The following is a 23,252-nucleotide window of genomic DNA, read 5'->3' as shown; positions in this document are numbered from 1 at the left end:
TGACGCGTCACCTCCGGCGGAAACGGGCGTCCGGGGCACGGAGGTCGGCCGCCGGGCCCGCCGAGCGGAGGACGAGGTCGAGGGCACGGACGGGGTCGGCGGCGTACACGTTGCTGAACCAGGCCATGTTGGCCTCGACCACCGCCCACACCGCTCGGGCCCGTCACCGTCCGCCACCGCATCAGCCCGACGTCGACGACGACCCCGCTCGGCAGGGTGGCGCCGCACTCCCCCATCAGCCGTCGGGCGAACGCGCGGACGACGCCCTCGTCCGGATGGCCGGCCAGGGGCGCCGCGTCGAGCCGGCCGAAGGTCGCGCACCGGCTGCCGGTGCGGATCTCGCCGTCCAGCAGGAAGAGCCGGAACTCCCGCACCCAGATCACGACTTCACTGATCTGCACCAGAACGTCGTGCGGGTGGCCGGCCGGTGTGGGCAGGGTCTCGCCGGTCTCGTGCACGGCTGCCGGGAAGCTCTTGTCGGTGGGCGGCTTCACGAACTGCGGCCCGCGGGCCCGGCGGGCCTCGTCGAGCGGTACGCGCCGGACCCGGCGGCCGGTGAAGGCACGCGGCAGACCGTCCAGCCAGCCGTCGTCCGGTTCGAGCAGCGCCGCCCCGAGCCGGCCGGCCAGCCGCTGCTCCGGTTCGGCAGGTTGACGCCGGGCTTCGGGGCGCCGTTGTCCTGGCCGTCGTTGGAGTGGTGGACGAGCAGGTCGCCGTCCGCGCCTCATGAGGAGGGCTCTCCTTCGGTCGGGGGCGGTATCGGGCAGTCGCCACCGGCCGGTCAGAAGTTGCCGCACTCCGGCCCGGAAGAGCGCTCCCGGGCACGGAACGGCCGATCTGGCCCCTCTCCCTCACCGGACCCGCCCCTCCCCCACGGGCGAGGAGGGCGTTCCACAGGCGGTCGGTACCGGCCGCGCCCAAGTGTTGCGAACAGTCCGGACACAGTCGGCACGGTACGGATCGGCCGCCCCGCAGTGTGGCGCGGGTCACCGGAACCCCTCGGCTCGGCCGGAGAGGTAGGTGGTGTGAGCTGTGATGAACAGGGAGATCGGGAGCGCATGCGGGCACGGATCAGGGCGGGCGACCGCGAGGCGTTCGCCGCGCTCTACGAGGAGTACGCGCGGGCGGTCTACAACCACGCCTACCGGCTGACCGGCGACTGGTCGACGGCCGAGGAAGTGCTGTCCGACACCTTCCTGGCGGCCTGGCGTACCCGCCGCTCCGTGGAACCGGAGGGCGACTCGCTGCGGCCGTGGTTGCTGGGGATCGCCACGAACAAGGCGCGCAACGCCAACCGCGGCATCGGGCGGCGCCTGGCCTTCCTGGCCCGCCGCCCCGCCCCGGAACCGGTGGCGGACATCGCGGACGCCACGGCGGGGCGTGTCGACGACGTACGGCGGCTCGCCGCGGTCCAGCGTGCGCTGGGCGGGCTCCGCCGCCAGGAACGCGAGGTGCTGGTCCTCTGCGTCTGGTCCGGGCTGGACTACGCCGAGGCCGCCGAGGCGCTGGGCGTCCCGGTCGGCACCGTACGGTCACGGCTGTCCCGTGCCCGTACCCGGCTGCGCCGGCTCACCGACGAGGAGCTCGGCCAGGAGCCGGACGGGGCCGTGCGGGGAGCGCGACCGGGAGAGGTGGTCCGATCCGGCCGGGAACCCCGCTCCGGCCGCGGAGAGGTAGAGAGCAGGGCCGCGTTCGTGGCCCTGCCCATCCAGGAGGAAGCCCGATGAACGACCGTACCTCCGGCCCCGAGCGGGCCGAACACGAGGAACTGGCCCGGCTGCTGCCGGCCCCGGCCGAACGGGACCTGCCCCCGGGCCGTCATCTTCACCACAAGGACACCCTGATGCGTCTGATCGACCAGGACGGCGACCGCGCCACCGCACGCCCCCGCCTCCCGCGCCCCGCCGTCCTGCTGCCCGCCGCGGGGCTGGCCCTGGGCGGAGTGCTGCTCACCACGATCGCCGTGACCGGCCAGGACAGCACTCCGGCACCGTCCCCCGCGGGCACGTCCTCCCAGGCCACGGCCCCGCGCGCGGCCGTACTGCTCGACCGGATCGCCTCGGTCGCCGAGAAGAGCGACGAACAGGCGGTCACAGGCGACCAGTTCGTGTACGTCAAGACACTGCAGGCCGGGAACGAGGGCGAATACGGCGGCCCGGTGAAGCTGTCCGAGCCCGGCGAGCGCGAGGTCTGGATGTCGCAGGAGCCGGGGCCGGTGATCGACGAGGGCCTGATCCATCAGGACGGCTCGTACTTCCCGATCACCGTCGGGGTCCCGGACGGTGAGACCCCTGTCGGCTACCCGGCGGGCCTCAACCGCCCGACGTACGCCTGGCTGGCCTCGCTGCCCACCGACGCCGACGTCCTGCTCCGGCGGCTCGACACCGAGATCACCCGGGACCAGGACGCGCGCGACACCCCGGCCGAGGACCGTGACCGGGCCCAGGACACCTTCGACGCCATCGGTCAGCTGCTGATGGAGACGGTGATGCCGCCGAAGACCGCGGCGGCCCTCTACAAGGCGGCGGCGAAGATCCCCGGCGTGACCGTGGACTCCGACGCGGTGGACGCGGCCGGCCGGCACGGGATCGGTGTGGCCCGCGACAACACCCGGTCCGGCTGGCGCACCGTCTGGATCTTCGACTCGACCACCCTGGAGTACCTGGGCGACCGGAGCTACCTCATCAGGGACAGCACCATGGGCAGGAAGGGCACCCCGCTCAGCGAGTCGGCGGTCCTGGAGCGCGCGGTCGTCGACGCCCTGCGCGAGAGGCCGTCGGACCACAAGTCGTCGGCCCAGAAGTCGTCGGCCGGGAAGCCGTCGACGACCTGACCCCCGACGGAAGCTGCCGGGGCGTGGACACGCGCCCCGGCAGCCGTCCGCTCCCGTCCGTGACCGGCTCCGTTCGGCACGCCGAGCACCACGCACCGAACGCACCGGGATCAGCGGGATCGCCGGGGTCAGCGGGCCAGGAACCCCCGGGCCGCCGCCGCACCCACCGCCACGTCCGTGTCGGACGGGGGTACGACCGCGGCCAGAAGCGCTTCGTCGACCTCTCCGTCCGCGGCGATCAGCGTGTCGAGGGCGGCCCGGGGCGGCTCGTCGCCGTCGGGGGCGTGCCCGGTGGCGGCCCTGATCGCCGCGCGGGTGCGGTCGTCGTCGAGGGCGGGCAGTCCCACGCTGCCGAACCCGTCCTCGGCGTCGTACGGGGCCCGCCACCAGGCCGTGCCGTCGAAGCCGTAGACGAAGGCGAGGAAGAGGTCGGCGTCCGCGTCCCGGACCCGTCGCACGGGCGGCTCCCACCACGCGGGGGCTCCGGCCAGCAGGTCGGTCTCCTTCTCCTCGAAGAAGTCGGCGGCCTCGGCGTAGTACGTCTCCGAGTCGTTCCGGTCCTGCCCGAGCAGCACCGCGCGCCCCTCGTCGAGATGGTGCAGGTCGGCCCAGCTGCCGTGCCCGTCGTCGTAGTGCCAGAGCGGCCAGTGCGCCTGGCACCGCTCGCCGCGCCCCGAGGCTGCCTGGACCGCGGCGAGCGCCGCCCAGCGCCCGCGCATCGCCGTCGGGTGGGGAAGGTCGAGCTGCACCAGGGCCACGGTCGGCTCCTCACGGGGTCGGGGGACGGTCAGCCCTTCTGGTGCCCGGGATCACACGTTCGTCACCCGTCCACACCCCCGTACGGGCGACGGAACCCACACGTCCGTACCCCGGCCGGCGCCTGCGGGAACCGCGCGGAGCGGGTGCGCATCCCCTTCCAGGGGGTCCGGCCTGCGACTCCTCCCCGGTGAACGGCCCCGCTGGTCGACCTTGTTGACCCGCGTGTCGGGACTGACTTCCTGTCAAAGGTGTTGCCCACTCATGCTCGAAGCCGTCTTCAAGGATCAGGGCGCGTTCGTCCTGGTCGCCGCGGGGGCCGTGTCGGCCGCGGCTCTCCTGGCATATCTCGGGGCGCGGAAGCACACCAGGCGCCCCTGGTCCTACGCCGGGCTGGCGGCCGCGCTCACGGCCGAGGTGGGCGTCACGCTGCTTCTGCCCTCGGCAGGCGGCGAATCCCGCCGGTGCGTCGTCGTCCGGGACCTGGGTGAGCCCTTCGCGACGGAGCAAGGGCTGCTCAATCTGGCGATGTTCCTGGTCGTGGGGTTCCTCGGCGTCCTGGCCGTCCGGCGCGTCGTCCCCGTGTTCCTGGGGGCGTCGTCGCTGTCCGTGGTCACCGAACTGTGCCAGGGGCTGCTTCCCTGGATCGGGCGGTCCTGCGACTCCAGCGATGTACAGATGAACGTGCTGGGCGCGGCGCTGGGGGCCCTCGCCGGTGCGGCGTCGGTCCGGGCCTTCCGCGGTGGGCTCCGGCCCCTGACGTCCGCTCTCAGGCCCACGCTGCTCGCCTTCGGCTCGGGGATCCTGGTCTGCGGCGTCGTGGGGAGTTGCTGGATCACTCCGGTGGCCGTCGACCCGACCAGCCTGCGGCTCGCGGGAGGAGCGGAGCGGGAGGCGGCACGGCAGGCGGTCACGGCCGCCTTCGGTGACCACGAGCGCATCGTGAACGTCCAGGTCATGCCCGGCTGGGACGGAGGAGCCGACACACTCCTCATCGCCCTGGAGACAGGATCCGCGGAGCTGAGCGGGCCGGACGGGGAGGTGTTCTCGGCCGACTTCTCGACGCCGCCGGAGCAGCCCGGTCCGGCCGGCTTCCCGGTGGCGGGGGCGGCGGGACCCAGGAACGCCGACGACGCCCTGCGCACGGCCACCTCGTACGCGGAGGAACGATTCCCCTGGGCCCTGTCCGGGACCATCGCCACGTCCACACCCGTCGGGGCTCGGGCGGAGTCCGGCTGGGTGGTCGCGTGGCGGGGGAACACCGACGGTGTGGTGGCGCCGACCCGGCTGGACGTCCGGATCGACCGGGAGGGCCGCGTCGCGGCACTGCTGGCGCGGCACGTGAAGGACGCGCCCACCACGTTCCCGCCGCGCAGAGTGAGCGAGAAGCGGGCTCTGGCCGCCGCGGCCGCGTACTACCCCGGGGCGGTGTCGGGGGCCGTGGAGCTGCTGGCGGTCCGGCGCGACGGGGCGTGGCGTGCGCAGTGGTTCGTTCCCGTGGCGAGCGCCCCGGTGACGGCTGCCGGGGCTCCGGTGACCGTGGACGTGGTGCCGGTGTACGTGGACGCGGAGACGGGACAGGTCGACGACCGGCCCACCCCGCCCCACGGGCTGCCCACCGTTCTCCCGCCGACGGCGGAGGAATCGGTCGAGACGGTCGAGTTGCCGGACTCCTGACGGGCCGTCCGTCGAGCCGCCCGCGACGCCGGGGCAGCGGCCCGCCTCCTCTCACCGGACTCGTACGTCGTGAGTGGTGCCCTCCGCGACCGCCCGGAGCTTGTCGGGGTTGGCCACGTTGTGGACGGCGGTGATGCTGCCCTCCGCGTCGAAGTCGAAGGTGACCGTGGCGACCGGCCGCCCCGGGGCACTGAAGAGCAGCCCCGGGCCACCGTTGATCTCGACGAGCTCCGCGTGCATGTCGGTGGGCTCGACGCCCTGGTAGCTGACGGTGCCGATGGCCGCGAACCAGGCCGCCACCGTCTGTGCGCCCACGACCGGACGCAGGGCCTGGCGGACCTTGCCGCCGCCGTCGGTCCACAGGGTGACGTCCGGGGACAGCAGTTCCATCAGAGCGTTGACGTCGCCTCCGGTGGCGGCGGCGAGGAAGCGCTCGGTGACCTCGCGCTGCCGCGACCGGTCGGCCGGGAAGCGCGGCCGTCCGGCCCGTACGTGCTCACGGGCCCGGTGGGCGGCCTGGCGCACCGCGGCCTCGGAGCGCTCCACGGTCTCCGCGATCTCGGCGTGACTGAACCCGAAGACCTCCTTCAGCACGAACACCGCGCGTTCCAGCGGGCTCAGCGTCTCCAGCACCACCAGCATCGCCATCGACACGGATTCGGCGTTCACGACGGTATCGGCGGCGTCGGCGGTGGCCGTACTCCAGGCGTTCCCCGTGTTCCCCGTGCTCCCGATGCCACCGGCGTTCTCCGCGCCGGTGAGGATGGGTTCGGGGAGCCAGGGGCCCACATAGGTCTCCCGCTTGTTCCGGGTGGACCGCAGGCGTTCCAGGGCGAGGTTCGACACGATCCGCGCCAGATACGCCCTGGGGTCCGCCACCTGCGAGCGGTCGGCGGCCGACCACTTGATCCAGGCGTCCTGGACCGCGTCCTCCGCGTCGGCCGCCGAGCCGAGGATGCGGTAGGCCACCGAGAAGAGCAGGGACCGGTGCCGCTGGAACACCAACGGGTCTGCCTGCTCAGGCTGTTGTGTCATCGCACGCCGCCCCTCACCCGGGTGGAGCGGCCACCGCGCGGCCAGAACGCGCCCGACGCGGGCATCTTCTTCATTCGGCCGTACGTCGGCCAGGGTGAGGCGGTCACCACCTCTTTGTACCGGGCGGCGGCGCGGCCGGTCAGATAGATCCGCCGGGGACTGTCGTCCGGATGCGTGAACTGGACGACGCCGTCGTGCCGTCCGAGGCTCACCGGCGTGTGGTAATAGCCGAAACGGAACGGCTTCGGCTGCTTGCCCCGCAGCGCGCGCACGATCGACACGGCGGCGTGGACCCCCGAGGGCATGCCGCCCTGGCAGGTGCCGTGCATGACGCCGTAACCCTGGCGGATCGCCGCCGCGTCGCCCACCGCGTACACCTGCGGGTGGGACACCGACCGCAGGGTTTCGTCGGTGACGACGCGGCCGCGTGCGTCGACGGCCAGTCCTGCGGCGGCGGCGATCGGTGACACGCGCGTGCCCCCGGCCCACAGGACAACGTCGGCGGCGATGCTCCCGCCGTCCGCCGTCTCCACCGCGCCGGGCCGTATCCCGACCACGGTCGTGCCGCCGCGCACCTGGACGCCCAGCCGGTCCAGCGCGCCGCGCAGGTACGCCCCGGCCCGCGGGTGCAAGGCCGTGCCGGGTTCCCGGCGGCCCAGCAGGACGACGCCCAGCTCCGGGTGCCGTTCGGCGATCTCGGCCGCCGCCTCGATGCCGGTGGGGCCGTTGCCGCAGACCACCACGGTGCCGCCGCCGAGCCGGTCCAGCCGCTCGGCCAGCACCTGGGCGTCCTGGGTGCCGTTCAGGGTGTACGCGTGTTCCCCGGCCCCGGGCACAGCCGCCGTGTCGGCGACGCCGCCCAGCGCGTACACGAGCGTGTCGTAGCACAGGCAGCGTTCGTCGTCGAGGCGGACCGTCCTCGCGTCCGCGTCGACCGAGGTGACCCAGCCGCGTACGAACCGCGCACCCGTGCCCTCCAGCAGCGCGGGGACGCTCAGCTCCGCGAGCTGCTGTCCGGTCGCCGTCATGTGCAGCCGCAGCCGCTCGGTGAACCGCTCCTGCGCGTCGACCACGGTCACCGCCACGTCCGTGCGCCGCGCGGTCCGCGCCGCGAGCTGGACGGCCGCCGCGATCCCGGCGTATCCGGCCCCCAGGACCAGGACGCGGTGGGCGGTTCCCGCCCCCGTACCCGTCTCGTGCTGTGTGTTCATCGCTCGGCCCTCTTCCACTTCCACTCGCGGGGTCTCGACGCGCATGGGATGGGAGCAGCGGCCCGATCCGTGACATGGGACCGGTGTGACTCACGTCACGGCCGGAGCGAGCCTGGGTGGGCACGCACTCACCGGGAAAGTCGACGTCTCATCCGCCGTGGAGGGGGTAAGGAGGTGAGCATGGCTCTCGTGAAGCGTGTTGCTCTTGCTCCTCGTGCGGTGCGGCAGCTGCGGCGCGTCCGCTCGGTGTACGTGGCGGGGATGCTGCTGTCCGCCCTCGGCCTGCTCTCCTACGACGACACGGCGGCGGGCGCCCGGCAGACGGTGATCACGGCCGTCTTCCTCGTCGTGTTCGCCGCGCTGCTCGCCCTGACCACGGTGCAGTTGTGGCGTCACGCGCGGACGAAGCACTGCAGTACGGCGAAGAAGCTGTCCCCGGTCGCCTGACTCCCCGGGGGCCTGCGACGCCCCCCGCGCACGCTCACCAGGTGCCGGAGAGCCAGGCAACGACTGCGGGGAGGGCGAAGAGGGCGGCGTTGAGGCCGGTCTCCTCGGCCTCGCCCCGGGACAGGTGCAGTGGGTCGCCAGGACCGGGAGCGGGCTGGGACCGGCGGGCGGTCCTCACCGAGCCGTTCTGGGCACCGGGCAAACGCGGGATGGAGTGAGGACGGCCGGCACCTGCGGCGAATCTCCCTCCACGCGCCGGACTAGCGCTCGGAGGACACCGGGGCGGCCGGCCGTCGGCTGATCTCCCGGCGCAGCCGCTCCAGGTCCGGCCCCACGGCCAGGGTGTTCGGCCGGTACCGTTCGGACCCGCGCTGCCGCACATCGACGAACAGCTTCAACCGGTCGTAGATCGCCGCGTACCCGTCACTGTCGCCGGAGAGGCCGGGCAGCGTGCGGAAGAGCACGGGCACGTAGGTGAGGATCGCGTTGTACTGGGCTCGTTTCTCGGCCACTTGGCGCTCCACCCGCTCGACGGCCTCCGCGCGGCCGCATCCGGTCTCGTGGCGGATCACCCTGACCAGGTTGTAGGGGATCCCGTCAGCCTCGTCCTGGTCCAGTCCCGCCAGGTCGTTCTCGGCGAAGATGACGAAGAAGGCCAGTTCTTCGAGCCGTCGGACCATCCGGTGGCCGCGCAGCGTCGGGGGGATCTCCCGGTTCTGGAGGACCTCCGAGCACCCCATGCCGATCTCGAACCCGCTGGTCGACCTCCGCAGCGGGAGGTAGTCCCCCGTCGAGGGGATGTGACCGCTGATGCGGTGGTGCGCCTCACGCTCGCAGGCGTGGAAGGTCTGCTCGATGCTGTCGAGGAACGCCTCCTGCCACCGCGCCGTCCTGCCTGCGCGCAGACGCGGCCACAACCGCGCCCACGCCGTCGGGATCGCCCCGTGCGTCCACGGTGCGGCAGGGTCCTGGCGCAAGGTCGCCACCAGGTCCTCCCGCAGCTCGGTGACGGCACGTGGACTCGTCAGCAGCGGGTCCTCGAAGATGTCGTCCCAGACACAGATCAGCGTGCCCATGGCAGCGGTGGCCCGCTTCCTCGCGGAGGAGTCGTCGTCACCGCCCTCCCCGTCGGCAGGCGCACCCGCCGCCTGGGGGAGGATCCGCTCGATCATCCACATGGCCCCGGACAGTCGGTGGTGGTCGGCCTCCGCCGGGGTGGCCGCCAGGCCGGTCTCCACGAGCCAGTTCTTCACCCACCGGGTGACCTGCTCCCCGTGTGCGCCTGCTCGGGCCTGTGACTCCTGCCGGGCCTGGCGGGGGACCACGGCGGCGCGGGCGCCGCGCCCGCGAAGCAGAGTGCGGGCGTACGACTTCAGCTCGTCCAGGGCACGGGGGTGGTCCGTCAGGGTGGAGAGCCGGTCCGCCGCTCTCACCACGTAGGCGTCGGCGACCGCCTGCGTCTCCTCCACCGCGCCCGAGGCGAGTACGAGGCCCCGGGCACGTGCGGCTTCCTCCTGCGTCAGCTCCTTGCCCAGCAGCCGGGCGAGGCCCTGGTCACGGGAGACCGCGCGGATCACGGGGAGGGTGTAGACGCCCTCGGCGAGATCCGTGTTGACCGGCTTGCCCAACTCCTCGGCCGTGGACGTCAGGTCGAGGATGTCATCGCGTAACTGGTAGGCGTGCCCGAGCTGCCACCCGAACCCGGCGAGGGCCTCTTCCCGGCCGTCCTCCTGACGGCCGCCGTTGCCGTTCGCCTGCATCGCCCCCAGTCGGCAGGCCAGGGCGAACAGCTCCGCCGTCTTGCCGCCGACCGCCTGGAGGTAGGACTCCTCACTGCGCGACGCCGCGTGCAGGTCGGCCGATTCCCGCACCATCCCGGCGCACATCCGTTCACTCGCCGCGACCCCCTCGGCGACTTCGCGCCGGCCCAGCTCCGCCAGCATGCCCAGGCCCGAGAGCATCACGCAGTCCCCCGCGAGGATGGCGAGGTGCTGGCCCCACAGTGCGTTGGCGCTGGGGCGGCCCCGGCGCTCGTAGGCGTGGTCCATGACGTCGTCGTGGTAGAGCGCGCCCAGGTGCAGCAGCTCCGCGGCTGCGGCGGCGAGCACGGCGCGGTCGTCGGCCGGCTCCGAAGGATCGGTGAGGACGTAGTACGAGAGGAGAGCGAGGGTGGGACGGACCAGGCCTCGGGAGGCGCCGGTCTCTTCGTGCGTGAGCGCGTCGAGCTCGGGCCGGCCGTGGACGCGCACCGGCCCGAAGGCGTCACGGACCCTGTCCAAGTCGGCCTGGAGACGGGGGAATACAGCGAGATCGATCCCAGAAGATGGCATGGTGCAACTCCTGACGCTGGTCGAGGCTCAGCGAGCGGGAGGGCAGCCGGAACCAGGCACACGGTGCGGCGGCACCGCCCCCGTCATGGCCTCCCCCACGCCTCCTCGTCAGGAAACAGGAGCACGGCCGATGTCCGCATGCGGGCAGCGCCAAACCCCCTGATCGTATGAACGGCCACCGCTTCGGCCCGCGAACGACCCAGTCGGATACGGCCCTCAGGTCTGGTCCCCGCCGGTTCGGCGGCCCACAGCTTCCTGGCAACATCCGGTCACCCGGCCCGGACGGCCTGAATTTCCGGCCTGGTGGCCGCCTTCTGTCTGGAGTACGTGGTCGGTGCGTTCGCACGGCCACCGGCAACAGAAGCGCGTGAGCTCTCCGAGGACACCGCGCCGCCGCGCAGCAGGTTCGACGACCTCTGAACGAACACACCAGGAGGAACCTCGCGTGTCCGACGACCACATAGGCGTCACTTTCTCCGCCCTGCGGGATCTGGCCGACGATCTTGAGGACATAATCAAACAGCTCAACGAGAAGCTCGAAACGCTTTACGCCAGGACCGAGAAGGTCGTCCTCACCTGGGAGGGGGAGGCCCGGGACACGTTCGTGGACGAGCTCGACAAGTGGGACCGGCAGATGCGCCGTCCACTCCACCGCCTCGATCTATCTCTAGAGGCACCCGTGTCCCTCAAGCCGCTCGAACATGACCATGCAGAGGGCGAGTTGGACCAGGTCGACCGCGCCTACCTGGGGCGGACCGCCGATGACGAGGAGGCGATCACCGACTGTCTGCGTCGCACCTGCCGCACACGCCCCTGGTCCATCGCCAACGCCGAGTTCCAGCTCCGTGAATGCGCCCGCAACCCTCCGGGGCGGCTGCGGCCTCGCCTGGGCGAGTTCTGCCCCCTGCCTGATGTGGGGCTGCCGGACGCGCAGATCCAAGCCTGGCTGCTGATGCTCGCGGACCGCCTCAAGGAGAGCGTCGAGACCGGTCAGGCCCCGCCGCCCGCACCGCCGCGGACCGACTGGGAGTGGCGCGCCCGCTTCCCGGAGCTCGCGCAGTTGCTGGGGGGCTGGTACTCGTAGGACCTGCCCGACGAGTACCAGGACCACGAGGCCGCGTTCCAGGGCCATCTGCGCAGCACCGACCCGGGACTGGTGGCTCAGCTCACCGGTGAGCTCCGTGACCTGTTCGCGCCCCCCGGCGATGTCGGAGGAGACGGCGGAGCAGGTCCGCGCACTGGTCGCCAAGGGCGCGATGGGCGGCTCGCTCATCTTCACCACGGCCGACTGCCAAAAGACGTACGAAACGCTGCTGGGCAAGGGCGTCGAGTTCACCGACGAGCCCACCGACCGCCCGTACGGAATCGACTGCGGTCTCCGCGACCCCTTCGGGAACCGCATCCGCTTCACCCAGCCGAAGGGCTGACCCCCCAGGTGGACGGGAGGCGGCGAGGACCGGCCGGGCGACGGGCCGGTCCTCGCCGCCCGCCGATGGGCAGCATCGGAAGGTCCCGGGGGTACCGTGATCGAACCCGAGTCCCACCTGGCCGTCCTCGCGCACGAGGTGATGAACGATGAACGACGACGCGCAGTCCACACCGCATCCGGCGAACGCGCACCCCGCCCGCGTCTACGACGTCTGGCTGGGCGGCAAGGACCACTACCAGGTGGACCAGGAGGCGGCCCAGCTCGCCGCCCGGGCGAACCCGACGATCGTGCCGTCGGTCCGGGCCAACCGGGCCTTCCTCGGCCGCGCCGTACGTCACCTCGCGGCGGCCGGAATCCGCCAGTTCCTCGACGTCGGTACGGGCATTCCCGCCGCGGACAACACCCACGAGGTGGCCCAGCGGGCCGTTCCCGAGGCTCGTGTCGTCTACGTCGACAACGACCCGATCGTGCTCTCCCACGCCCGGGCGCTCCTGGTCAGCGGTCCCGACGGACAGACCGCCTACGTACAGGCCGACGCCCGGGACGTGGACACGATCCTCGAAGCGGCCTCGCGCACCCTGGACCTGGACGAGCCGGTCGGCCTCATGCTGGTGGCGATCCTCCAGTACATCAAGGACTCCGAGGACCCGTGGGACATCACCCGCCGCCTTCTGGACCGCCTCGCACCGGGCAGTTACCTCGTTCTCTCCCACCCGGCCGTCGACGTCACCGCCCCCGAGGTGGCCGCATCCATGCGCATCTACAACGAGCGCGCCGCCGACCACGCCTCCGCCACGCCTCGCACCCGCGAGGAGGTGGAGCGCTTCTGCGAGGGACTGGAGATCCTGGAACCCGGCGTGGTCACCCTGACCCGCTGGCGCCCCGAGCCGACGGACGTCCCGGACGACACCCTGCCGATGTGGTGCGTGGTCGCCCGCAAGGCCTGACGGGCACTCACCGGCTGTTCAGAGCCTTGTCCGAACCAGGTGCGCCCGCCGGGTATTCGGCTACCGGCTCCGGATCACCGGCCGGCGGCGCTCGTGTCCAGTACGTCGGCGTCGGCCGGTGGCCGGACGCCCAGCGGTGCGTCGAAGGCGCTGAAGAAGGTCGTGCTGCGGTAGTCGGCACCCTGGTAGGCGACCTTGAGGAGATACGGCTTGCCCTCGGTGGCGACGTGGAAGGTGTAGACGCCTTCGGCGTCCTCCTTGTCGGTCACCTTCAAGGGGAGCGCGCTGTCGGCGTGGTCGAAGCGTCGATGGTCACTGTCTTCAGCGCGTTCATCGTCTCGTGCGACTCCTCCAGCACCTGGTCGGCGGGGCGTTCCTTCTCCGCGCCCCCGTCGGTGCAGCCGGTCACGGCTGCTCCCGCCACCAGGCAGATCACTGCCGTCACCACACCGCTCGGTATCCTCCGCACACGGACCCCAGGAGATGAGCAGGTCGGACTACGTGACGGCACGCGGTGTGCGTACGGGGACACAGGCAACCACGTGACGCGCTACCCGCGCCGCCGCTGCCCTCCGTAGAAGGTGGCGGCCGCGGTGAGCAGGGCGAGTCCCGTGGTGACCGCGACGGTGATCTCGGTGGTGTTCCGCTGGTCCGGGCTGTCGGGCAGGCGCGGGTCGAACAGCCCGAGCGGGTCCTTGCGGATCTCGACCCGGTCGCCCACCGCTGCCTGGCCGAAGCAGTTCTCCTGTTGCGAGACCTCGTGCCTGGTGCGGTCGCCGCCGGTCTCCTCGACGGTGCAGAACATGTCGGGGCCACGCCGCTGCTGACGATCGGTCACCTCGGTGACCACGGCGGCCACCGGATCGCCCACGGTCTTCATGTAGACCTCGTAGACGGCGGGCCCCGCGAACAGCATCAGGCCGAAACCCGCGACCGAGGCGAGCGTGGCCGCGCCGGCGCGGTGCCAGACACCGCCGATCAGGCAGGCGGCGACCGCGACGGCACCCAGCATGACGACGACGCCGAGCCAGGTCATCCACTGGCCGAGACCGGCGCCCAGGATGATGACCGCAGGCAGCGCCACCGCCCAGACCAGGGAACCGACGGCCTTCCGCGCCGTGGACAGCGGCGGCCGGGGCGGGCCTTCCGGTGCCGTGTCCGGGACGCCGTACGTCGCCGCCGCCCTGTTCCCGCTCATGTCCTGTGCCACCTTCGTTCCGCCACCCCTCCACGCCCCGCTCCACCCCGGGTGTGCGGGCTATTCCTTCATCCCGACCCCGCCGTAGGCGTCCACGTCGGCGGGCACCTGCGCGGAGTCGGCGTCCGGCCACCACTCGCTGAGCCGTACGAAGCCGGGGTCGAGCATACGCAGCCCGTCGAACAGCGTGACGATCTCATCGGGCTCACGGACGTAGTACGGCACGGCCCCGCTCTCGATGTACGCCTCCTCCGCGGCGATCATGCCCGCGCTGGTCCGTGTGCCGTCGTACACGGCCAGGTAGCTGCCGGACGGCAGACCGGCCATCAACTCCCGTACGACGTCGCGGGCACGGCCGAAGTCGTCGGCGTGGCCGAGGATCCCGAGGAGCATGAGCGCCACCGGCCGGTCGAAGTCCAGGGTGTCCCCGGCTGCGGCGAGGATCGCCGCCGGGTCGTAGAGGTCGGCGTCGATGTAGTCGGTTGCCCCTTCGCGCGTACTGCTGAGCAGGGCCCTGGCATGGGTGAGGACCAGCGGATCGTTGTCGACGTAGACGATGCGCGACTCGGGGGCGAGGGACTGGGCGACCTGGTGCGTGTTGTCGGCGCTGGGCAGCCCGGTGCCGATGTCGAGGAACTGCCGCACCCCCCGCTCCTGGACCAGGTGCGTCACCGACCTGCGCAGGAACTGCCGCCCGGCCACGGCGACATCGACGAGTCCGGGGAAGAACGCCTTGATCTGGTCCCCGATCGCACGGTCGACCTCGTAATTGTCCCTGCCACCCACGAAGTAGTTCCAGAACCTGGCGGAGTGGGGCCGCGTGATGTCGACACGGTACGCCGCGGGGACGGTGTCCCGGGTGTCGGCGGATGGGGGCTGCTGGTTGTTCACGCGGGGCCTCCGGATTGCGCGGGAGCGACGAGACGGGCCCCCAACCTACCCAAGGAACGCGCCTGCACGGCGTCCGCGTTCGAAGCGGATCACGGTCCGGCCGGTCAGTCGTCGGCCGCCGGATGTGGAGGGTGAATCACGTGGCGGGCCGCCACGCCGCGGCGCCATGGGTTAGAGTGAAAACACAACGAGACGGACCGTCTCGTATCGCCTGCAACGGCCTTTCGGAGGGCACCATGGAGCGCTTCATCGACGTGACACCCGAAGTCCGCCTGTGGGCGGAGGAGCGTGGCGCCGTCGACGCCCCTCCCCTGCTGCTGATCATGGGCGCGCAGGCGTCCGGTCTCGGCTGGCCGGACGAACTGGTCGACGCACTCGCCGTCCGGCACCGGGTGATCCGCTACGACCACCGGGACACCGGCCGCTCCACGTGGGCGTTCGACGAGGCGCCGTACGCCCTCACCGAGCTGGCCCACGACGCCATCGCCGTGCTGGACGCCTTCGGTGTCGCACGCGCCCACGTCGTGGGGATGTCCATGGGAGGAATGCTCACCCAGCTGCTCATCGCCGACCACCCGGAGCGCATGCTCAGCGCCACCCTGCTCGGAACGAGCGCCCTCAGCACCGCGCCCTACGTCCGTCCGGACGGGACCCGCGTACCGCCCGAGGAACTGCCCGGCATCGCCCCGCACATCCTGGAGCTGTGGGCCCGGCCCGTCGAGGACCACGGCCTGGAAGCCGAGTTGGACCGTCGGGTCGAGCACTGGCGCGCGCTGGGGGGCGACGGGCTCCCCTTCGACGCCGAGGCCACCCGTGACTCGGAACGGAGGGTCATCGAGCACACCGGCCACCACACCGCAGGCACCGCTCACGCCCGCGCCGACGCTGCGGACATGCTGCGCACCGAGCAGCTCGCCGCGACGGACGTACCCACGCTCGTCGTCGCCGCCCCGGCCGATCCTCTCTTTCCGCCTCCGCACCCGCAGCACCTCGCACAGGTGATCCGCGGGGCGCGTCTGACGGAGATCCCCGGGATGGGGCACGCACTGCCTCACGAGGTCCTTGCCCCGCTGACGGCGGCGATCCTCGGCCACACCGCCCGCCACTGACGCCCGGCCCGCCACCACCGGGCCCCGTCAGGTCGGGCCGCACCCGGCGGGCCTGCGGGACGCCAGGGACGGCGTCGCGGTGCGCTTCAAGGGAACCGGTACGGCCCTCGGACCACGGCGCTGCTCATCGCGGTGCAGGTGCTGGTGGACGCCGGGCCGAAAGCGCGGGGCGTCGCGGACGCGGGCAGGGCCCTCGCCGCACGGCTGGAGCCGCTGCTCGACGACGCCGAGGCGGCGTCCGGGTACGCACACATGCTGGGCGCCGATCCGCGCGCCCCGCGGAGTACTACCGCGTGCCCGCGGACGTCACCGGCCGCAGCCTTTCGTCGGCCACCCGAGGTGACCTGGAAGGCTGAACTCGGCTGACGGCTGATCACCCGGCCGGGATCACCTGGGGCCTGAGCCGGCCCGCGCGAAGGACGTGTCTGGGCCACTGCCCGCCCACCAGGGGAAGGGCATCATGCCACTCACTCCGGCCCGCCGGGCCCGCGTTGACCGAGTTCACGACGACTGCCAAGGTTTCCCTGCCGCCGGGACCCATCGCCTCACATCGGCGGTACCCGGCCGGAAAGGAAGCGCATGCGCGCCCAGGAGATCACCTTCCTCAAGCTCGTCCAGGGGGAGAAGCAGTTCCAAGTCCCGCTGTATCAGCGGACGTACAGCTGGGGGGAGGAACAGCTGCGGCGTCTCTGGGAGGACGTCGGCGAGCTGGTGGACCGGCACCTGTCCGGGCAGGACTCGACGCCGCACTTCCTCGGGTCCGTCGTGCTCGATCCCGGCCGGCTCCAGGCGGGCGGTGTGCAGAGGTGGCTCGTCGTGGACGGCCAACAGCGGTTGACCACGCTGATGCTGGCGTTCACCGCGTTACGCGATCACTACAAGGAGTGCGGCGACCCGCGTGCCGCCGACCGTGTGCATCGGCAGATCCTCGTCAACGAGTTCCACGAGGGCCTCGACCACTACCGCCTGCTGCCCACGCAGGCCGACCGGGAGGCGTACACCTCGTGCGTGGGGTCCCGCCCGCAGGCCGGAGGCGGCGACAGCATCGGCGGGGCGTACCGGTACTTCCGCGGTGTGCTCGCCGAGGGCAGGGAGGGCGCCGACGGCCACCAGTGGGTGGCCACGGTCGAAACGGTGCTGAAGGACCTGCTGTCGATCGTCGAGATCACCGCCGAGCACGGCGACAACGTGTACCGCATCTTCGAGTCGATCAACAACACGGGTGTCGGGCTCAGCCAGAGCGACCTGCTCCGCAACTACGTGTTCTCACTCCTGCGGAACCGTGGCGAGCGGGTCTACCAGGAGCTGTGGCTGCCCATGCAGCAGAGCCTCGGCCCCAAGAACCTGGAGCTGCTCGTCTGGCTGGACCTGATCGTGCGGGGTCACCACACCGCGAAGCAGAGCGAGATCTACCGGGAGCAGCAGAAGCGGCTCCAGCCGCTCGCGAGCGACGAGGAGGCGCTGCACCACGAGATCGCCGAACTGGCCGAGCGGGGCACGCGGTTCCTCCGCGTCATCGAGCCGCACCGGGAGCCGTCTCCCGCACTGCGCGGGATGCTGGAACGGCTCACCGCGTGGGGCGGCCAGACCCACTACCCGCTGGCCCTGCATCTCCTCGGCCTGGTGGACACGGGCGACACGACTCCCGAGGACGCCGCCGAGGCGCTGCTCTACGTCGAGTCGTACCTGGTGAGGCGCCTCATCTGCCAGACGCCGACCACGAACCTCAACCGGATCTTCATGGAGGCGCCCAAGGAGCTGGAGACGGACCGCTCCGCGGCCGAGGCCGTGCGCCGGTTCCTGTCCGGCAGGCGCCGCAGGTGGCCGAGCGACGACGAGTTGCGGGACGCGATGCGCGGCAAACCGTTCTACTGGAGTGGCCGCCCGCCCCAGCGGGGCTACATCCTGCGTCGCCTGGAGGAGAGCTACCGGCCGACCGAGCCCGTGGACTTCGCCAAGGCGTCCCTCAGTGTGGAGCACGTCCTACCGCAGCGGCCCACCCAGGCGTGGTTCGACCAGCTCGCCGACGAGACCGAGGACGGCCAGACCCCCCAGGAGCTGCATGATCTCCTGGTGCACACGCTCGGCAACCTCACCCTCACGGGAGACAACTCGAAGCTCTCCAACAGTCCTTTCGAGCGCAAGCAGCAGATCCTCGACTCCAGCGCTCTGCGGATGAATCTGGAGATCGCCGCGTCCGGGCGCTGGGGCAAGGCGGAGATCCTGGCCCGCGCGGACCGGTTGTCGGAACGGGCGGTCGGACTGTGGCCCGGCCCGGTCGGTGGCGCCTCGGTCCGCCCGGCCGGTGAGGAGTGGGCGGGCTGGGCGGAGCTGCGGGCCGCTCTCGTCGCGTTGCCCAGCGGTTCCTGGACGACGTACGGAGACGTGGCGGAACTGATCGGCAGTCATCCGGTGGCCGTCGGCGGCCATCTGGCGGCGAACCCTGCGGTGATCGGCGCCCACCGGGTCCTCACGGCCGACGGCAGGGTCTCGGCGGGCTTCCGTCGGGTCGACGGCAGCGACAGGCGGCCTCCGCAGGAACTGCTGGCGGCGGAGGGGGTACGGTTCGACTCCTTGGGCCGGGCTCACCGCTCGCAGCGCCTGACCGCGGCCGAACTGGCCACGCTCCTCGGCAAGGACGTAGCGAGGCCTGCGCCGGGCGATCCGCTGCCGGACGGCGAGAACACCGAGGCGGCCGAACGCTTCCGGGGGCAGCTGAGGCGGCACTGGCCGGAGGCCTCGGCCGGTCTTCTGTCCTCACTCGATTTCTGGCGCAGGCAGGGCGGTTACGTCACCTACGGCCGGTCCGAGGAGACGAGTTGCTTCCCGATGCTGGACGTGGGCACGTCCGTCGACTCGCGCGTGATGTGGCCGTTCGGTCTCTACCCCGTCTCCGGCACCGTCGAGGTCGTCTTCCAGTACCTCAAGGACCGCAGCCCGTTCGACGACGTGGAGCAGCGGCGCGCGTTGTTGCGGCGCCTCAACGAGATCGACGGGATCACCCTGTCGGAAGCCAAGCTGGAACTGCGCCCGTCCTTCCCGCTCAGCGTCTTCGCCGAGCACGCGGAGGAGATCGACGGCGTACTGGAATGGTTCGTCCACACGGCGGCCCTCGGCCTGCCCGGCGGTCTCTGACGGCTTGGGGCACGCGATTGCCGGTGTGCGCATTCCCGGTGTGCGCTGCCCGGTGTGCACGTTTCGGTGCGTCGTAGCCCAGCCCGTGTGGTCGGCACAGAGCCCTCTGATGTGGTGCGGCGCTGGGCGGTACCGGCGGGCCGGCCGGTGTTCTTCCCGGTGCTCAACATGCAGCACCCCCGCTCCTGTGCGAGGACCCCTCGGTCCCTGGCCGTGGCAGAGGCGACCGCGTCTCTCAACGGCCTGCCACTGCCCCTGCGGGAGCTCACCGCACCCTTCATGAGGGGCGGGACCCAGCGCTACGCGTGGGGCGTCTGGGGCGGCATCGGGCCGCTGATTCCCGGCGCTTACGCGTCGGAGATCAAGGGCAGGGCGACGAGCGGCTTCTGGGTCGACACGACGTACCACCTGGAGTCGAAGCCCTTCTGATCCGGACCGGTGTGGCCCTGCGGACCTGCGGACCTGCGGCGAGCCGGCTGTCCGAGGTCCGCCGCGCGGCTGGTGTCGGTGGCCAGGTCCCGCAGGGCGCCGGGGCGGACACGGTCCGGTGACCCGGTACGCGTCGGCCGCCCAGCCAGTCGTGCCGGTCCCGGGGCAGGAAGCGGTGGGCCATGCCCTTGAGTTCCCCTGACGGCGTCCGGCGGAACGCCCCTCCGGGCATGTGCCCCGCGCCCGTCGACCTGGTTGTCGGGACCTGGCGCATGACCGGAGGTCGGCGGCCGCGCCACCCACCGCCGACCGGCCGCCGACCGGGCCCCGTCCGCTCATACGGGCCCGGTCGGTCACGCGCCGGACCAGGGACACACGGCACCGCGCACCCCGTCCCGCTTCGATGCGATCCAACGTGTCGACTATTGACTGAGTTCACACGTATGCTTCACTGGACAGTGGCACCCTCTCGGACACTCGGCGTCTCCCGAACACCCGCCCGCGGCGGCGCCGTTCGGGGAGGCGGCCCGGACTTCACCGTCCGGCCACCTCCGAGTAAGCGGAGGTAGCTGCTCACACTTCCGTCACAGGCGTGCCATACGATGCGCACACCTGTTCGCCATTTCTCCCGTTGAGGATGCACAACTCATGTCTTTCGGTGCCCAGTCCCGTTCCCTGCGCTCCATAGCTGCCGTCGTCGTCCTCCTGGCAGTCGGAGCGACGGGATGCGCCGACATCGTCGAGGAAGCCAAGTCGGGCGCGAAGAAGGCGGTGCGCCAGCGGTCGGTCTTCTCGCTCGACACCGGCGACTGCTACAACCCGAACAGCGGGGTGACCGACACCGAGGAGTTCAGCGTCGAGATCGTGCCCTGCGACGAGGCCCACCAGGGGCAGGTCGTCGGCGAGTTCAAGATCGAAGGCGAGTCGAAGTACCCCGGTGAGGACGGCGCCACCCAGATCGCGGACGAGCGGTGCCCCGCCGTGGCACAGGCGTTCATCGCTGACACCTGGAGCGTCCCGGAGGGCGTCGACCTCTTCTACTACTTCCCCACCAGCGAGAGCTGGAAGACCGGCGACCGGGCGGTGAGCTGCACATACGCCAAGGACAAGGGCACGTTCTCCGGTTCCCTGAAGTCCGCCGATCTGAACGCCGACCAGCTCGCGTACCTCAAGGGCGCGGACGCCCTCTACGAGACGCTGTGGGCGAACCAGCCCGAGGCGGAGAGCGTCGAGGACGACTTCGACGGCTACAAGAAGCAGGCCAAGGCCGTGGGTACCGCCCTCGACACCCACCTCGCGTCGCTGAAGGGCATCCAGCAGCCGGAGACCGTCAAGCTGCGCACGCAGCTCGAGGAAGCCGCCGAGGCGTGGAAGAAGGCGGCCTCCGCCAAGGACACGGACGCCTTCTACGTCGCCTACGACCTGGCCTTCAACGGCATCGACCCGACGAAGACGGTTCCCGCCCGCAAGGAGTTGAAGCTCGCCACCACCGTCCCGGCCGACGACGCCGAGGTCTGGGCCGGCTGACCCTCAGGCGTACCGGTCACGAGGGTTGTCGACACTCGGCAGGCCCTGCGCATGACGAAGGCCTCCGGTGCGGTGGGAGCCTGTCCGGGAACTCACCGCGCGGAGGTCTTCGCGTCCCACGGCGCCACCCATACCCGGTCGGCCGTCTTCGGTAGGCGCCCGCCGTCGGAACCGTGCTGTGAACCAAGTCAATGGCGTAGTAGCCTCGGCGTCGGAGTGGTCCGAGTGGTCCTCGTTCTCACGTCTGCCAGCCCTTGGAGATCCCGATGACGTCCCCCGGAACCGTGCCGGTCAGCCTGGCCGAGATCGCGCGGATCGCCGGGGTGGGTCGGGCCGCGGTCAGCAATTGGCGCCGCCGGCACGACACCTTCCCGGCACGTATCGGCGGCACCGACGTCAAGCCGCAGTTCGCGCTGACCGAGGTGGAGCAGTGGCTACGCGACAACGACAAGCTGAACGAGGCCGGGGGCCTGGAGCTGCTGTGGCCCAGGTTCGAGACGCTGGCCGGCCGGGACGAGGCGGGTCTGGCCATCGCGTACGCGGGGCACCGTATGCGCGGCAAGCGCTCCCGCGCCCCTTCCCGGCCTCTCTCCGCGGAAGCACGGGCTCTCGTGGCGGAGACAGTCGAGCTCGGCAGGCGTGAGGGGACCACGCACACGTTCGAGTTCCTGCTGCAACGCTGGCTGGACGCGCACGTACGTCAGATCAGCGCGACCCCGGCCCGCCTGGCCACCTTGATGGCCCGCATAGCGCTGCGCACGCGCACCGCGTGGGGACAGAAGACCTCGACCGTGTTCGATCCCGCCTGCGGCTCGGGCCACCTCCTGTCCGCGGCGGCCGGACAGGCCTCGGGCGGTGTGGAGCTGTACGGGTGCGAGATCGACAGCGCGCTGGCCGAGCTGGCCGAGGCACGGCTCGCGTTCGCCGGTGACGAACGGGACGTACGGACCCGGATCACCGCCGTCGACTCTCTCCGCGACGATCCGTACCCGGATCTCAGGGCCGACATCGCCCTCTGCAATCCACCGTTCAACGAGCGGGACTGGGGTTACGAAGAGCTCGCCACCGACCCGCGGTGGGTCCACGGGCTTCCGCCCCGCACCGAACCGGAACTCGCCTGGGTGCAGCACCTGCTGGCCCGTCTGCGGTCGGGCGGAACCGCCGTGGTGGTCCTGCCCCCGGCTGTGGCCTCTCGACGGGCAGGCCGACGCATCCGGGGGTCGCTGCTCAGGCACGGGGTGCTGCGCGCCGTGGTGGCGCTGCCGCCGGGCTGCGCCCAGCCGCACAGCGTGTCGCTCCAGCTGTGGATCCTGCGCGCAGGAGACGAGCGTACGGGCGGCAGCGGCGACGACGCGCTGCTGGTCGACGCGTCCGCGCACACGGGGCCCGGTGGCCGGGGTCCGGACTGGGAGGCTATCGAGTCGCTGGCTCTCACCTCGCTCGACGGCCTGGACGGTGCGTCCGAACTGCCGCACGGGGCGGTCCGGGTTCCGCTGCTCGACCTCCTGGACGACGAGGTCGACGTGACACCCGGCCGGTACGTGGCGGCTCGGCCCGAGGTGCGCGGCAAGGAGTCGGCCGATCGCTGGAGCGAGCTGGGTGACGCCTTGGCCTCGCTGCGGGAGCTGAGTCGGTCCTTCGCCTCCCTGGACACCGCCCGATCGCCCGCAGGGGGCCGACAGTCCTCCACGACGGTAGGCGATCTGGTCAAGGCCGGCGCCCTCTCGCTACGGCCGGGGACGCAGCCCTCCGAGTCGGCGGAGGTCTTCCGCGACCCGCGAGAACGATCGATTCCTCTTCTCACCGTCCCGGACCTTCTGCTGGACGGCGTGCCCAGCGCCTGGCTCGCGGGTGGCGAGCACCAGACGATCGCGGAGGAGGGTGACGTCGTCGTGGCCGGTGTGGTCCGCGCGTTCGACGCGTGGGTGCACGAGGGGCCGCCGGTCGCCCTGGGGTCACAGCTCTTCGCGTTGCGCGTGGACCCGCACAAGCTGGACGCCCACTTCCTCGCCGGGTGCCTGAGGGCCCCGGCCAACGGCCGCCATGCGGGGACCCACGCGTCGGCCTCGTCCCGGGTGGACGTGAGACGTCTGGCGGTCCTCCAGCTCCCGCTGGAGGAGCAGACGCCGTACAGCGAAATCTTTCGCCGGATCACGTCGTTCCAGCGCCTCCTGGCCCGGTCCGGCTCGCTCGGCACGTCGCTCAGCCGTGACCTGAACGACCGGCTGGCGTCGGGCGGCCTCACGACGGCCGGCTGACCGAACCGGCTGCGGTCGGTGTCTCCCCCGTCCGACAGAC

22 protein-coding genes and 3 pseudogenes are annotated in these 23,252 nt (G+C 71.7%); 13 read left to right on the top strand and 12 right to left on the bottom strand.

Annotated elements, in window-relative coordinates; translation table 11 throughout:
- Nucleotides 1–7: 7 nt before the first annotated feature.
- The 3 genes and pseudogenes from SACTE_RS35475 to SACTE_RS35265 all read right to left on the bottom strand — a co-directional run.
- Nucleotides 8–142: a hypothetical protein gene (locus SACTE_RS35475; protein ID WP_256059209.1), complete on the bottom strand. Its 135-nt coding sequence runs from the start codon at nucleotides 140–142 to the stop codon at nucleotides 8–10.
- Nucleotides 143–236: 94 nt separating this feature from the next.
- Nucleotides 237–572 (bottom strand): annotated as a pseudogene (locus SACTE_RS35270) (ATP-grasp domain-containing protein); the annotation flags it as partial.
- Between the two features lie 50 nt (nucleotides 573–622).
- Nucleotides 623–718, bottom strand: a pseudogene (locus SACTE_RS35265) (arabinan endo-1,5-alpha-L-arabinosidase); the annotation flags it as partial.
- 340 nt (nucleotides 719–1,058) lie between these two features.
- Between SACTE_RS35265 and SACTE_RS28795 the strand changes: the two are divergent.
- Both SACTE_RS28795 and SACTE_RS28790 read left to right on the top strand, forming a co-directional pair.
- Nucleotides 1,059–1,727 carry an RNA polymerase sigma factor gene (locus SACTE_RS28795; protein ID WP_014049534.1) on the top strand — a complete coding sequence of 223 codons (669 nt, stop codon included), beginning with the start codon at nucleotides 1,059–1,061 and terminating at the stop codon, nucleotides 1,725–1,727.
- Entirely contained in the window at nucleotides 1,724–2,833 is a 1,110-nt protein-coding gene (locus tag SACTE_RS28790) for a CU044_5270 family protein (RefSeq protein ID WP_014049533.1), read from the top strand. Before SACTE_RS28795 ends, SACTE_RS28790 begins: the two co-directional genes overlap by 4 nt.
- A gap of 128 nt (nucleotides 2,834–2,961) precedes the next feature.
- On the opposite strand, the gene SACTE_RS28785 is transcribed toward SACTE_RS28790, so the two are convergent.
- Nucleotides 2,962–3,591 carry a hypothetical protein gene (locus SACTE_RS28785; protein WP_014049532.1) on the bottom strand — a complete coding sequence of 210 codons (630 nt, stop codon included), beginning with the start codon at nucleotides 3,589–3,591 and terminating at the stop codon, nucleotides 2,962–2,964.
- A gap of 262 nt (nucleotides 3,592–3,853) precedes the next feature.
- Between SACTE_RS28785 and SACTE_RS28780 the strand changes: the two genes are divergently transcribed.
- A complete protein-coding gene (locus SACTE_RS28780) occupies nucleotides 3,854–5,266 on the top strand; it encodes a VanZ family protein (RefSeq protein ID WP_014049531.1) in 1,413 nt (470 codons plus the stop codon).
- Between the two features lie 51 nt (nucleotides 5,267–5,317).
- Here SACTE_RS28780 and sigJ read toward each other — a convergent pair whose 3' ends face one another.
- The gene (gene sigJ / locus SACTE_RS28775) at nucleotides 5,318–6,301 is read right to left on the bottom strand and encodes an RNA polymerase sigma factor SigJ (RefSeq protein WP_026359070.1); all 984 of its coding nucleotides are present in this window, start codon (nucleotides 6,299–6,301) and stop codon (nucleotides 5,318–5,320) included.
- Nucleotides 6,298–7,512: an FAD-dependent oxidoreductase gene (locus SACTE_RS28770; protein ID WP_014049529.1), complete on the bottom strand. Its 1,215-nt coding sequence runs from the start codon at nucleotides 7,510–7,512 to the stop codon at nucleotides 6,298–6,300. The genes sigJ and SACTE_RS28770 overlap by 4 nt, the downstream gene beginning before the upstream one ends.
- Nucleotides 7,513–7,692: 180 nt before the next feature.
- Here SACTE_RS28770 and SACTE_RS28765 point away from each other — a divergent pair, with 180 nt between their 5' ends.
- Nucleotides 7,693–7,959, top strand: coding sequence for a hypothetical protein (locus tag SACTE_RS28765; RefSeq protein WP_014049528.1), 267 nt, complete (start codon nucleotides 7,693–7,695; stop codon nucleotides 7,957–7,959).
- Between the two features lie 34 nt (nucleotides 7,960–7,993).
- Here SACTE_RS28765 and SACTE_RS34420 read toward each other — a convergent pair whose 3' ends face one another.
- Nucleotides 7,994–8,137, bottom strand: coding sequence for a hypothetical protein (locus SACTE_RS34420; RefSeq protein WP_157839233.1), 144 nt, complete (start codon nucleotides 8,135–8,137; stop codon nucleotides 7,994–7,996).
- 82 nt (nucleotides 8,138–8,219) lie between these two features.
- Nucleotides 8,220–10,289, bottom strand: a complete 2,070-nt coding sequence (locus SACTE_RS28760) for a polyprenyl synthetase family protein (protein WP_014049527.1) — start codon at nucleotides 10,287–10,289, stop codon at nucleotides 8,220–8,222.
- A gap of 445 nt (nucleotides 10,290–10,734) precedes the next feature.
- On the opposite strand from SACTE_RS28760, the gene SACTE_RS35625 reads away from it, so the two are divergent.
- The 3 genes and pseudogenes from SACTE_RS35625 to SACTE_RS28745 all read left to right on the top strand — a co-directional run bounded on the left by SACTE_RS35625 (nucleotide 10,735) and on the right by SACTE_RS28745 (nucleotide 12,665).
- A complete protein-coding gene (locus SACTE_RS35625) occupies nucleotides 10,735–11,373 on the top strand; it encodes a WXG100 family type VII secretion target (RefSeq protein WP_014049526.1) in 639 nt (212 codons plus the stop codon).
- A 115-nt stretch (nucleotides 11,374–11,488) separates the two neighbouring features.
- Nucleotides 11,489–11,716: pseudogene (locus tag SACTE_RS28750) on the top strand (VOC family protein); the annotation flags it as partial.
- Nucleotides 11,717–11,864: 148 nt separating this feature from the next.
- Entirely contained in the window at nucleotides 11,865–12,665 is an 801-nt protein-coding gene (locus SACTE_RS28745; RefSeq protein ID WP_014049525.1) for an SAM-dependent methyltransferase, read from the top strand.
- Nucleotides 12,666–12,739: 74 nt separating this feature from the next.
- On the opposite strand, the gene SACTE_RS35620 is transcribed toward SACTE_RS28745, so the two are convergent.
- The 4 genes from SACTE_RS35620 to SACTE_RS28730 all read right to left on the bottom strand — a co-directional run bounded on the left by SACTE_RS35620 (nucleotide 12,740) and on the right by SACTE_RS28730 (nucleotide 14,754).
- Nucleotides 12,740–12,940 carry a hypothetical protein gene (locus SACTE_RS35620; protein WP_019993005.1) on the bottom strand — a complete coding sequence of 67 codons (201 nt, stop codon included), beginning with the start codon at nucleotides 12,938–12,940 and terminating at the stop codon, nucleotides 12,740–12,742.
- Complete coding sequence (locus SACTE_RS35615) at nucleotides 12,937–13,113, bottom strand: hypothetical protein (protein WP_019993006.1); 177 nt, start codon at nucleotides 13,111–13,113, stop codon at nucleotides 12,937–12,939. The genes SACTE_RS35620 and SACTE_RS35615 overlap by 4 nt, the downstream gene beginning before the upstream one ends.
- 102 nt (nucleotides 13,114–13,215) lie before the next feature.
- The gene (locus tag SACTE_RS28735) at nucleotides 13,216–13,863 is read right to left on the bottom strand and encodes a MerC domain-containing protein (protein ID WP_014049524.1); all 648 of its coding nucleotides are present in this window, start codon (nucleotides 13,861–13,863) and stop codon (nucleotides 13,216–13,218) included.
- Nucleotides 13,864–13,923: 60 nt separating this feature from the next.
- On the bottom strand, nucleotides 13,924–14,754 hold the full coding sequence (locus tag SACTE_RS28730; protein ID WP_014049523.1) for an SAM-dependent methyltransferase: 831 nt from the start codon (nucleotides 14,752–14,754) through the stop codon (nucleotides 13,924–13,926).
- Nucleotides 14,755–14,990: 236 nt separating this feature from the next.
- On the opposite strand from SACTE_RS28730, the gene SACTE_RS28725 reads away from it, so the two are divergent.
- From SACTE_RS28725 to SACTE_RS28705, 6 genes are all read left to right on the top strand, one after another.
- Nucleotides 14,991–15,863: an alpha/beta hydrolase gene (locus tag SACTE_RS28725; protein ID WP_014049522.1), complete on the top strand. Its 873-nt coding sequence runs from the start codon at nucleotides 14,991–14,993 to the stop codon at nucleotides 15,861–15,863.
- A gap of 132 nt (nucleotides 15,864–15,995) precedes the next feature.
- Nucleotides 15,996–16,229, top strand: a complete 234-nt coding sequence (locus tag SACTE_RS34315) for a hypothetical protein (RefSeq protein ID WP_141708009.1) — start codon at nucleotides 15,996–15,998, stop codon at nucleotides 16,227–16,229.
- 213 nt (nucleotides 16,230–16,442) lie between these two features.
- The gene (locus SACTE_RS28720) at nucleotides 16,443–18,998 is read left to right on the top strand and encodes a DUF262 domain-containing protein (RefSeq protein WP_014049521.1); all 2,556 of its coding nucleotides are present in this window, start codon (nucleotides 16,443–16,445) and stop codon (nucleotides 18,996–18,998) included.
- A gap of 87 nt (nucleotides 18,999–19,085) precedes the next feature.
- Entirely contained in the window at nucleotides 19,086–19,427 is a 342-nt protein-coding gene (locus tag SACTE_RS28715; RefSeq protein WP_141708008.1) for a hypothetical protein, read from the top strand.
- A 648-nt stretch (nucleotides 19,428–20,075) separates the two neighbouring features.
- Nucleotides 20,076–20,954 (top strand): septum formation family protein, encoded by an 879-nt coding sequence (locus SACTE_RS28710; protein WP_014049519.1) that lies wholly within the window; start codon nucleotides 20,076–20,078, stop codon nucleotides 20,952–20,954.
- Between the two features lie 266 nt (nucleotides 20,955–21,220).
- Nucleotides 21,221–23,212, top strand: coding sequence for an N-6 DNA methylase (locus SACTE_RS28705; RefSeq protein WP_014049518.1), 1,992 nt, complete (start codon nucleotides 21,221–21,223; stop codon nucleotides 23,210–23,212).
- Nucleotides 23,213–23,252: the final 40 nt, after the last annotated feature.

The organism is Streptomyces sp. SirexAA-E (genome assembly GCF_000177195.2).
In the GTDB taxonomy this organism is placed as follows: Bacteria; Actinomycetota; Actinomycetes; order Streptomycetales; family Streptomycetaceae; genus Streptomyces; species Streptomyces flavovirens.
The sequence above is the reverse complement of the archived record's forward strand: the minus strand, read 5'-3'. Positions and strand labels throughout refer to the sequence as shown.